General features: G+C 66.5%; 4 protein-coding genes. 3 read left to right on the forward strand and 1 reads right to left on the reverse strand.

Annotation, left to right across the window (positions count from 1 at the left end):
• The coding region (locus SY1_RS07795) for a DNA primase (RefSeq protein ID WP_208873333.1) at positions 1-663 on the forward strand (663 nt) is incomplete at its 5' end.
• Positions 660-1,256, forward strand: coding sequence for a hypothetical protein (locus tag SY1_RS07800; RefSeq protein WP_208873335.1), 597 nt, complete (start codon positions 660-662; stop codon positions 1,254-1,256). The genes SY1_RS07795 and SY1_RS07800, both read left to right, overlap by 4 nt.
• 55 nt (positions 1,257-1,311) lie before the next feature.
• Here the strand turns inward: SY1_RS07800 and alr are convergent, their stop codons facing one another.
• Positions 1,312-2,463 (reverse strand): alanine racemase, encoded by a 1,152-nt coding sequence (alr, locus tag SY1_RS07805; RefSeq protein WP_015556702.1) that lies wholly within the window; start codon positions 2,461-2,463, stop codon positions 1,312-1,314.
• Between the two features lie 425 nt (positions 2,464-2,888).
• Between alr and SY1_RS07810 the strand changes: the two genes are divergently transcribed.
• Positions 2,889-3,401: Tim44 domain-containing protein (locus SY1_RS07810; protein ID WP_208873337.1), on the forward strand; the 513-nt coding region annotated here is incomplete at its 3' end.

A 3,401-nucleotide genomic window follows, 5' to 3' on the forward strand; every position in this document is an offset into this window, starting at 1 on the left:
CTTCGGGGCCAGGGCGTCACGGAGCGTCAGGCCGTCGCCTGCGGGCTGGCGCTGGAGGGGCAGCGGGGCGGCGTCTACGACCGATTCCGAGGGCGGCTGATGTTCCCCATCCGGAACGTCGCGGGGCGCGTCATCGCCTTTGGAGGACGCCTCGTGGACGGCGAGGGCGCGAAGTACATCAACAGCCCGGAGGGGGAGATCTACAGCAAGCGCAGGAACCTCTACCTGCTGCACGAGGCCCGGAGCGCCATTCGGGAGCGAAAGCGCTCCATCCTGGTGGAGGGCTACATGGACGCCCTGCGGCTGCACTTGTGCGGCTTTCCGGAGGCCGTGGCCTCCCTGGGGACCTCCCTGACGGAGGACCAGGCGCGGCTGCTCAAGCGCTTCAGCGACACCTGCTACATCTGTTACGACAGCGATGCGGCGGGTCAGGAGGCGACGCTGCGCGGCATGTACGTCCTGCAGGAGCTGGGGCTCGACGTGCGCGTCGTCTCGCTGCCGTTGGGGAAGGACCCGGACGAGTTCCTGCTGGCGTCCGGAGGCCCCGATCGCTTCGAGGAGGCGATCGCGAACGCGCGGCCCCTGATCCTTCAGCACCTGGCGGCCGTCCGGGGGCCCTGGAGTCTCCGGACGGTCGCCGGGCCGGCGTGGAGTCCCTCATGAACGGCCTCCTGCAGCTGGACCCCTCCAGCATAGCCCCTCACGTCCCCACGCTGGCCGGGGCGCTGAACCTCTACCCCCACGAGTTCTGGAGGGAGCTCGAGGACTTTCGCCGCCGCGCTCCGCGCCCCTCGTCCCGCCGCGAGGAGCCCCCCGCCGCGCCGGAGGAACGGGAGCCTCAACGGAAGCTGGTGCTGGACCCGCTCGAGTCCGCGCTGTGCTCCCTCCTCTGGCGCGACGGGACCCGCCGCCGGACGCCTGCGGAGGAGGTGCTGGCGCTTCTCTCCGACGAGCGGGTGAAGGAGGTGGCCCTGGCCATCCTGATGGAGTCCCCCGCGGCGTTGGAGGCGCGCTGGCTGTCGTTGAACGACCGATACCCCCTGGCCCTGCTGGCGCGGGGCGACGCCTTCTGCGACGAGCTTGCCGCCTCCCCCGACGGCGCGGACCCCTGGGGCGTCGTCTGCGCGGCGCTGAGGCGGCGCAGGGGCGAGGCCCGCCTTGCCGCGCTGAACGCGAGGATGAAACAGGGCGCGGCCACCGCCGAGGAGCTGGCGGAGGCTCACGCCCTGGCCTCGGCGCTGAAGAGGCGGAATTGACGCTCTTCCGCCCCGTGCCCTTCGTTTTGATTTTGGTGGATTCGGGTCTGGCTTCCTAAAGCCTCTTTTCGCCTTTCTCGATGAAGACGCGGGGCACCCGCGGCATGATGCAGCTCAGGAGCTCGTGGATGATCGTGTGTCCCGCGAGGGCCGCCTTCAGCATCAGGCGCCCGTCGAGGAGCACGGCCTCGTCCCCCGCCCTGACCCCCGGAACGTCCGTGACGTCCGCCATGAACATGTCCATGCAAACGCGCCCCACCACCGGGCAGAGCCGGTCGTGGATGTAGACGCTCATCCGGTTGGAGAGGGCGCGCGGGTACCCGTCGGCGTATCCCGTGGGCAGGACGGCCAGGACGGAGTCGCGCTTCAGGACCGCCGTGCCGCCGTAGCCGATCTTCGCCCCCTTCGGCAGCTCTCGGACGGCAGCGATCCGGGCCTTGAGCGTCATGACGGGCTTCAGCTCCGCGGGGGACTCCACCTCCTCGTCCGAAGAGGCGTAGCCGTAGAGCACCAGCCCGAAACGGCCCATGTCCAAATGCGCCTCAGGGTACCTCAGCACGCCGAGGCTGGCCGCGATGTGCCCCAGCCGGAACGTGACGCCGCGATCCGCCAGCGCCTGACGGGCCGCGGCGAACTTCGCCATCTGCATGCGGGTGTATTCGGGGTCGCCGTCCGCGTTGGCGAAGTGACTGAACAGCCCCTCGGCCTCGAGCCCCGGCAGGCGGCACAGCGTCGCCATCTCGTCGGCCACGGCCTCCCAGCCGCTCTCCGGCCAGTAGAAGCCAATGCGCCCCATTCCGGTGTCCACCTTGACGTGGATCTTGATGGTCCGCCCCGCGGCGCTGGCCGCCCTGGAGAGCGCGAGGCCGTTTTCGAGGTCCCCCACCGCCTGGGTGACGTCGTACTCCCACATCAGGGGGGCCAGAGACGGTGCCGACTGTCCCAGACACAGGATGGGCAGCTTGATGCCGTTCTTCCGCAGCGTCACGGCCGCCATGACGTAGGCCACCGCCAGCATGTCGACCCCGCACGTTTCGAGCTTCCTCGCGACCTCCACGATGCCGTGGCCGTAGGCGTCCGCCTTGACCACGGCGAGGGACTTGACCCCCGGCTTCAGCAGCCCCTTCAACGACCTGACGTTGCCCTCCAGCGCGTCGAGGTCGATCTCCGCCCACGTTCGGGTCATCGCAATTTCCAGATTCGTCATCTCAGTCTCTCCTCCCGTTCGGGAAACGAATTTCGCAGGGCCGCCCTGCGAGGCGGCTCAAAGCCTTTGGCATGGATTCATTCGGACGGAAGTATTATAGAACAAAACCGCGGACGGGTTCAACGCGGCAATGCTATACTTAGGGAAGCGCTGATTAATATTCAAAAGTTGTTGAAAGCAATCAAGGAGCATCAAAACGAAGGATATCCTTCAGTGCTTCCCTAAAATTTTAAAATGGGGCTACGCCCCAAGCCCCACGCGCTTCGCGCGGCCTGGTGAAGTTTCAGGCACTGAAGGGAGTCTATGCGGTTGACAGTTCTCAACGACTTAATCAGTGTTTCCTTAGGGAAGCGCCAAAGCGAAGTGCGCTGCCGCGCGTTTTCCGACAGCGGTGCCATCGGGGTGTGCCTGCGGAGGGAGGAACCATGAAGGACGTTTTCAAAAAGGCGTTGCCGTATCTTGCACTGCTCCTGCTGCTGGCCTGTCTGGGCAGCGCCCTGCCCCTGAGCGTCGGGGAGAGCTCCGACTTCGGCAACTTCGCGGGGAACAGCGACTACGGCGGAAGTTGGGGCGGCGGATGGAGTGGCGGCAGCAGCTGGGGCGACGGGTGGAGCGGCGGCGGCTTCATAAACCTGGGCTGGGTCGGCGGTTCCATCGACGTCTTCACGATGCTGTTGTTCCTGTACTTCGTCGTCCGGTTCTTCGGGGACAGGGGGTTCTTCGTCGGAAAACGCCAAAGGGAGCGGATGGACATGCCCGAGGTCGTCGTTCTCTCCAGAGTCCTCCTGCCGATGAGCGATTACCTGAAGCTGGACCCGGACTTCAGCGCGACGGGGGTCCAGGAGCACATGGCCAACCTCTACGTGCAGATGCAGAACTGCTGGCACAACAAAAACATCGAGCCCGTGCGGCCGTGGCTGACGGATGCGTTCTACAAT

Origin of the sequence: Fretibacterium fastidiosum, from assembly GCF_000210715.1 — a bacterium.
In the GTDB taxonomy this organism is placed as follows: Bacteria; Synergistota; Synergistia; order Synergistales; family Aminobacteriaceae; genus Fretibacterium; species Fretibacterium fastidiosum.

Coding starts and splice junctions, on each gene's coding strand:
- SY1_RS07800 (WP_208873335.1), top strand. CDS start 660: ATGAACGGCCTCCTGCAGCTGGACCCCTCCAGCATAGCCCCTCACGTC.
- alr (WP_015556702.1), bottom strand. CDS start 2,463: ATGACGAATCTGGAAATTGCGATGACCCGAACGTGGGCGGAGATCGAC.